At 42.2% G+C, this 7,691-nt stretch carries 5 protein-coding genes; all 5 read left to right on the forward strand.

Translation table 11 applies throughout. The features are described 5' to 3' along the window. The first annotated feature begins 29 nt into the window (after positions 1-29). The gene (gene rpoC / locus ABJD71_RS01595; RefSeq protein ID WP_348163469.1) at positions 30-4,214 is read left to right on the forward strand and encodes a DNA-directed RNA polymerase subunit beta'; all 4,185 of its coding nucleotides are present in this window, start codon (positions 30-32) and stop codon (positions 4,212-4,214) included. A 224-nt stretch (positions 4,215-4,438) separates the two neighbouring features. Next, positions 4,439-4,813 (forward strand): 30S ribosomal protein S12, encoded by a 375-nt coding sequence (gene rpsL, locus ABJD71_RS01600; RefSeq protein WP_007623100.1) that lies wholly within the window; start codon positions 4,439-4,441, stop codon positions 4,811-4,813. Between the two features lie 76 nt (positions 4,814-4,889). After that, complete coding sequence (gene rpsG / locus ABJD71_RS01605) at positions 4,890-5,360, forward strand: 30S ribosomal protein S7 (RefSeq protein ID WP_133471475.1); 471 nt, start codon at positions 4,890-4,892, stop codon at positions 5,358-5,360. Between the two features lie 12 nt (positions 5,361-5,372). Then, positions 5,373-7,475, forward strand: coding sequence for an elongation factor G (gene fusA, locus ABJD71_RS01610; RefSeq protein WP_348163472.1), 2,103 nt, complete (start codon positions 5,373-5,375; stop codon positions 7,473-7,475). Between the two features lie 76 nt (positions 7,476-7,551). Continuing rightward, positions 7,552-7,691: GTP-binding protein (locus ABJD71_RS01615; RefSeq protein ID WP_348112728.1), on the forward strand; the 140-nt coding region annotated here is incomplete at its 3' end.

Consider the following 7,691-nt stretch of genomic DNA (forward strand, 5'->3'; position numbering starts at 1 on the left):
CTTTGCAACTAACTCCGCTGGAGAGAAATGTGAAAGATTTATTAAAGTTTCTTAAGCAACAACATAAGACTGAAGAGTTCGATAATATTCGAATTGGCTTAGCTGCTCCGGACATGATCCGCTCGTGGTCTTTTGGTGAAGTTAAGAAACCAGAAACGATTAACTATCGTACTTTTAAACCTGAGCGTGATGGTTTGTTCTGTGCCCGTATATTTGGTCCAGTAAAAGATTACGAATGTTTATGTGGTAAGTATAAACGCCTTAAACACCGTGGTGTTATATGTGAAAAATGTGGAGTTGAAGTTACTTTAACTAAAGTACGTCGTGAGCGTATGGGACACATTGAACTGGCAAGCCCAGTAGCACATATCTGGTTCCTTAAATCACTACCGTCTCGTATTGGCTTAATGTTAGATATGACATTACGTGATATTGAGCGTGTTCTTTATTTTGAATCATATGTGGTGTCTGAACCAGGTATGACAACCTTAGAGCGTAGCCAACTTCTAACTGAAGAAGAGTATTTGGATGCGTTAGAAGAGCATGGTGACGAATTTGAAGCAAAAATGGGTGCTGAAGCAGTATTCGAATTGCTTAAAGCATTAGATGTTGATGCTGACGTAGTTGCTATGCGTGAAGAGTTACCTACTATTAACTCTGAAACTAAGCGTAAGAAAATCACCAAACGTTTGAAACTATTAGAATCTTTCCAATTATCTGGTAACAAGCCAGAGTGGATGATTTTAACGGTTCTTCCTGTTTTACCACCTGATTTACGTCCATTGGTACCTCTAGATGGTGGTCGTTTTGCGACTTCTGACCTGAACGATTTGTATCGTCGAGTTATCAACCGTAACAACCGGCTTAAGCGTCTATTAGACCTAGCAGCACCTGACATTATCGTACGTAACGAAAAACGTATGTTACAAGAAGCGGTAGATGCACTTCTTGATAATGGTCGTCGTGGTCGTGCTATTACTGGTTCTAACAAACGTCCTCTTAAATCTTTGGCCGATATGATCAAAGGTAAGCAAGGTCGTTTCCGTCAGAACTTACTAGGTAAGCGTGTTGATTATTCTGGTCGTTCTGTAATCACCGTTGGTCCTACTTTACGTTTGCACCAATGTGGTCTTCCTAAGAAAATGGCACTTGAATTATTCAAGCCATTTATTTACGGAAAACTAGAAGGTCGTGGTTTAGCTACGACTATTAAAGCTGCTAAAAAATTAGTTGAGCGTGAAGATCCGGAAGTTTGGGATGTACTTGATGAAGTAATCCGCGAACATCCAGTTATGCTTAACCGTGCACCAACACTTCATAGACTAGGTATCCAAGCATTTGAACCTATTCTAATCGAAGGTAAAGCTATTCAATTGCACCCATTGGTTTGTGCGGCATATAACGCCGACTTCGATGGTGACCAAATGGCGGTACACGTACCTTTGACTATCGAAGCACAGCTAGAAGCTCGTGCCTTAATGATGTCTACCAACAATATTCTTTCACCTGCCAACGGTGAGCCAATTATCGTACCTTCACAGGACGTTGTAATGGGCTTGTACTATATGACACGTGATCGTGTTAATGGTAAAGGCGAAGGTATGGTATTCACCAGTCCTAAGGAAGCTGAAAAAGCTTACCGTACGGAAACTGCTGAATTACATGCTCGTGTTAAAGTTCGTATTACTGAATATGAAGTTGCTGAAGATGGAACTAAGACTGAAAAGGTTACCTTAACTGATACTACTGTTGGTCGTGCTATTTTCTCTGAAGTATTACCTAAAGGTGTACCTTTTGAGATTATTAACCAAGCCATGGGTAAAAAGCAGATTTCTAAGTTATTGAATGCTTGTTACCGTTCACTTGGTTTGAAAGATACTGTTATCGCAGCTGACCAAATCATGTATACCGGCTTTCACTATGCAATGATTGCTGGTGCATCGGTTGGTATTGATGACATGGTTATTCCTGACGCTAAGAAAGACATCATTGAAGGTGCCGAAGCTGAAGTTTACGAAATCCAAGAGCAATTCCAATCTGGTCTTGTTACCGCGGGTGAACGTTACAACAAAGTTATCGATATCTGGTCAAACGCGAATGAAAAAGTCGCTAAAGCTATGATGGAAAACTTATCTAAAGAATCAGTTTTAAATCGTGATGGTGAAATGGAAGAACAAGCTTCTTTCAACTCAGTCTTTATGATGGCCGATTCTGGTGCTCGTGGTAGTGCCGCTCAGATTCGTCAGCTAGCTGGTATGCGTGGTTTGATGGCAAAACCAGATGGTTCAATCATCGAAACACCTATTACTGCAAACTTCCGTGAAGGTTTGAACGTACTTCAGTACTTCATCTCTACTCACGGTGCTCGTAAAGGTTTGGCCGATACGGCATTGAAAACAGCTAACTCGGGTTATTTGACTCGTCGTTTAGTAGATGTTGCACAAGATTTGGTTATTAATAACGATGACTGTGGCACGTTTGAAGGTGTTAAAATGACACCGCTAATCGAAGGTGGTGACGTAGTTGAGCCGCTTCGTGAACGTGTACTAGGTCGTACTGTGGCTGAAGACGTACTGAAACCAGGCACCACTGAAGTACTGGTTGAGCGTAACGTTCTTCTTGATGAAGCCTTAGTGGACATGCTTGAAGAAAACTCAGTTGACCAAATTATGGTTCGCTCAGTAATTACCTGTGAAAACGACTTTGGTGTTTGTGCTAAATGTTACGGTCGTGACTTGGCTCGTGGACACATGGTTGGTCATGGTGAAGCTGTAGGTGTTATTGCCGCACAGTCAATCGGTGAACCAGGTACACAGTTAACCATGCGTACTTTCCACATTGGTGGAGCTGCATCTAGAGCGTCTGCTGAAAACAGTGTACAAGTTAAAACTACTGGTACATTGAAACTTCATAATGCGAAATTTGTACGCAATACAGACGACAAAGTGGTTATTGTTTCTCGTTCAACTGAGATCACTATTATTGATGATCAAGGTCGTGAGAAAGAACGTTATAAAGTACCTTACGGTGCAATATTAACAACTGATGACAATACTAAAGTTGAAGCGGGTGAAGTGGTTGCAAACTGGGACCCTCATTCACATCCAATTGTTACAGAGCGTGCCGCTAAAATTAGCTTTGCTGATGTTGATGACAGTAATACTGAAATGCAACAAGATGAGTTGACTGGTTTAACTCGTATCGTTGTAAATGATCTATCTAAAGCGAATGCTAAAGAACCTAAGCTAATCCTTGAAAGTGAAGAGTTTGGCTTACAAGAGATTCGTTTACCAAGCTTTACTACTATCGAAGCTACAGATGGTATGGAAGCTAAGCCTGGTGACGTATTGGCACGTATACCACAAGAAAGTTCGAAGACTCGTGACATTACCGGTGGTCTACCACGTGTTGCTGACTTGTTTGAAGCTCGTAAGCCTAAAGAGCCAGCTATCTTAGCTGAAGTTTCAGGTATGATTGGCTTTGGTAAAGAAACTAAAGGTAAGAAACGTTTAACCATCACGCCTAAAGGTGAAGACCATTACGAAGAGATGATCCCTAAATGGCGTCAACTTAACGTGTTTGAAGGTGAGTCTGTTGAGAAAGGTGAAGTTATTGCCGATGGTCCTGAGTCTCCGCATGACATTTTACGTTTACGTGGTATCAGTGCTGTATCTAACTATATCGTTAATGAAGTACAAGAAGTTTACCGCCTACAAGGGGTAAAAATTAACGATAAGCACATCGAAGTGGTTATTCGTCAAATGTTGCGTAAGTGCATGATCACTCACGCTGGTGACAGTAGGTTCTTAGAAGGTGAGCAGGTAGAAGTATCTAACGTGAAAATCGCTAACCGTGAATTGGAAAAACAGGGCAAAATCCCTGCTCAGTACGAAACACAGTTATTAGGTATCACAAAAGCGTCATTGTCTACTGAGTCATTTATCTCAGCAGCTTCTTTCCAAGAAACAACTCGTGTACTTACTGAAGCAGCAGTGCAAGGTAAAGAAGATGAGTTACGTGGCTTGAAAGAAAACGTAATTGTTGGACGCCTGATACCAGCTGGTACAGGTTTCACATACCATCAAAAACGTACTGCTAGAAAACTAGCAGAACTACAGGAGCTTGAAGAGCCTTCAGTTTCTGCATCTGAAGCAGAGTTAGCATTAACAGAAGCATTAAATGCTGAAGTAAGTGATATTCCTGCTGATGAGTAAAAAATAAGATCAAATATGATCTGAAAAAGTTAGAATTGTCGCTAAACCTATATAAAACACAGTTTAGCGATACTCCTACTTGACAGGTCAGCTATTGATCATTAGACTTCCGCGACCCGAAATTTGGTGATGATTTCATCACTTTATTGAGGCTCGCGGATTTTTCGCGTTTTACGCCCTTATAAAAAGGGCAAACAGTCGTAATTTTAATCAGGAGCTTGTTAATGGCAACAGTTAACCAGTTAGTGCGCAAGCCACGCAAACAACCTGCGACGAAGAGCAACGTCGCGGCTTTGCAGGCCTGTCCACAACGTCGTGGAGTATGTACTCGTGTATATACAACCACACCAAAGAAGCCGAATTCAGCATTACGTAAAGTATGTCGTGTTCGTTTAACTAACGGTTTTGAAGTTTCTTCATATATCGGTGGTGAAGGTCACAACTTACAAGAGCATAGTGTTGTTCTTATTCGTGGTGGTCGTGTTAAAGATTTACCAGGTGTTCGTTATCACACAGTTCGCGGTACATTAGATTGTGCTGGCGTAAGTGATCGTCGTGCTGGCCGTTCTAAGTACGGCGCAAAAAGGCCTAAGTCTTAACGGTTCTCCGTTAGTAAGGCCAAACTATAGTATTAATTGAGTTTTGGGAATCCCCTGAATTCTACGGAGAATTGAGATGCCAAGAAGAAGAGTCGTAGGACAACGTAAAATCCTACCAGATCCTAAGTTCGGATCAGAGTTATTAGCTAAATTTATGAATGTCGTCATGTTAGATGGCAAAAAATCGACTGCTGAAAAAATCGTTTACGGTGCGCTAGATATTGTTGCTTCTAAAGCTGACAAAGCACACTTAGACATATTTGAAGATGCGTTGGACAACATCCGCCCTACGGTAGAGGTTAAATCTCGTCGTGTTGGTGGTTCTACTTACCAAGTACCAGTAGAAGTACGTCCCGTTCGTCGAAATGCACTAGGTATGCGTTGGTTAGTTGACGCTGCTCGTAAACGTGGTGAAAAATCAATGGCTCAACGCCTTGCAGCTGAAATGCTCGACGCTGCTGAAAACAAAGGTTCTGCGGTTAAGAAACGTGAAGACGTTCACCGTATGGCCGAAGCTAACAAAGCATTCGCTCACTACCGTTGGTAATAAGAGAAAGCTATGGCTCGTAAAACGCCCCTTGAGCGTTACCGAAATATTGGTATTGTCGCCCACGTTGATGCTGGTAAAACTACCACCACTGAACGGGTTCTTTTCTATACTGGTCTTTCTCATAAGATCGGTGAGGTCCATGATGGCGCTGCCACTATGGATTGGATGGAACAAGAACAAGAACGCGGCATAACCATTACTTCGGCTGCCACGACCTGTTTCTGGTCGGGCATGAACAAGCAATATGACCAACACCGTATCAATATTATCGATACTCCAGGACACGTTGACTTCACTATCGAAGTTGAACGTTCTTTACGAGTGCTCGATGGTGCAGTGGTGGTATTTTGTGGTTCGTCAGGTGTAGAACCTCAATCTGAAACTGTTTGGCGTCAAGCTGATAAATATCGCGTCCCACGCATGGTATTTGTTAACAAGATGGACCGTGCAGGGGCAGATTTTGAGCGTGTTGTAGATCAAATAAGAAATCGTTTAGGGGCTAACTGTGTTCCTATTCATTTGAATATTGGTGCTGAAGAAACCTTCAAAGGTGTGGTTGACCTAATCAAGATGAAAGCCATTAATTGGAATGAGTCTGACCAAGGTATGACATTCACCTATGAAGATATTCCAGCTGATTTAGCAGACCGTGCGGAAGAACTTCGTACCGAGTTAGTTGAAGCGGCAGCAGAAGCTACTGATGAGTTGATGGATAAATATTTGGAAGGCGAAGAGCTTTCCGAAGACGAAATCAAATTTGGTTTACGCAAACGTACACTTGCTAATGAAATTGTGCTTGCAACCTGTGGTTCGGCATTCAAAAACAAAGGTGTTCAGGCTGTACTTGATTCTGTTATCGAGTTTCTACCTGCACCAATGGACGTGCCAGCAATTACTGGTGTACTAAACGACAAAGATGAGACAGAGGCGGAACGTCCTGCAAACGACAACGAACCTTTTGCTGCTTTAGCATTTAAAATTGCTACAGACCCCTTTGTTGGAACTTTAACTTTCTTCCGCTGTTATTCTGGCGTAGTTAACTCAGGTGATGCCGTTTACAACCCTGTAAAAGGTAAGCGTGAGCGCTTTGGACGTATTGTTCAAATGCATGCCAAAGATAGAGAAGAGCTTAAAGAAGTACGAGCAGGAGACATAGCTGCAGCTATAGGGCTAAAAGATGTGACTACAGGCGACACTTTGTGTGATCCTAATCATATTATTACCCTTGAGCGTATGGAATTTCCAGAACCGGTTATTTCTATTGCAGTAGAACCTAGATCTCAACCAGACCAAGAAAAGATGGGAATTGCCCTTAGTAAGCTAGCGGCAGAAGATCCATCATTCAAGGTACATACTGACGAAGAAACTGCGCAAACAATCATATCTGGTATGGGTGAACTGCACTTAGATATCATTGTCGACAGAATGAAGCGTGAGTTTGGTGTTGATTGTAATGTAGGTAAACCACAAGTAGCTTACCGTGAAACTATTCGCTCTAGCGTTGAAGTTGAAGGTAAGTTTGTTCGTCAATCAGGTGGAAAAGGCCAATATGGTCACGTTTGGTTGAAGCTCGAACCTAATGAAGAAGGTGCTGGCTACGAATTTATCAATGAAGTGGTTGGGGGCGTCGTTCCAAAAGAATTCATCCCAGCTGTTGATAAAGGTATTCAGCAACAAATGCAAAGTGGTGTCGTAGCCGGGTATCCAGTGCTTGATGTAAAAGTAACTTTATACGACGGTTCGTATCATGATGTTGACTCTTCAGAAATGGCGTTTAAAATCGCAGGGTCGATGGGATTCAAGAAAGGGGCTGCAGAAGCAAATCCTGTTTTACTTGAGCCAACTATGAAAGTTGAAGTCACCACTCCAGAAGACTGGATGGGTGACGTAGTCGGTGACCTTAATAGGCGCCGCGGTATGATAGAAGGCATGGATGATGGTGTTGCAGGTATTAAAATAATACATGCGAAAGTACCCTTATCAGAAATGTTTGGTTATGCTACTGATCTGCGAAGTGCAACTCAGGGTAGAGCCTCATACTCTATGGAATTTTTTAATTACGCAGAAGCGTCGAGTGCGGTAGCAAAAGCTATCTCCGAGTCGCGACTGTAAATCTTAATGAAGGTCTGGTCCGGTTATCTACTCCATATAGGATAGGGGCCGGACTTTTAACTAGGAAACCAGTAAAATGGCAAAAGAAAAGTTTGAACGTACTAAACCGCATGTAAACGTAGGTACTATCGGCCACGTTGACCACGGTAAAACCACATTAACAGCTGCAATCACAACTGTATTAGCAAAAACTTACGGTGGCGATGCATCTGCATT

The sequence above is a fragment of the Paraglaciecola sp. genome, from assembly GCF_039943935.1.
Classification (GTDB): Bacteria; Pseudomonadota; Gammaproteobacteria; order Enterobacterales; family Alteromonadaceae; genus Paraglaciecola.

Excerpts from the sequence above, each read along its gene's own strand:
- rpsL (WP_007623100.1), top strand. The coding sequence starts at position 4,439 with ATGGCAACAGTTAACCAGTTAGTGCGCAAGCCACGCAAACAACCTGCG.
- rpsG (WP_133471475.1), top strand. The coding sequence starts at position 4,890 with ATGCCAAGAAGAAGAGTCGTAGGACAACGTAAAATCCTACCAGATCCT.
- fusA (WP_348163472.1), top strand. The coding sequence starts at position 5,373 with ATGGCTCGTAAAACGCCCCTTGAGCGTTACCGAAATATTGGTATTGTC.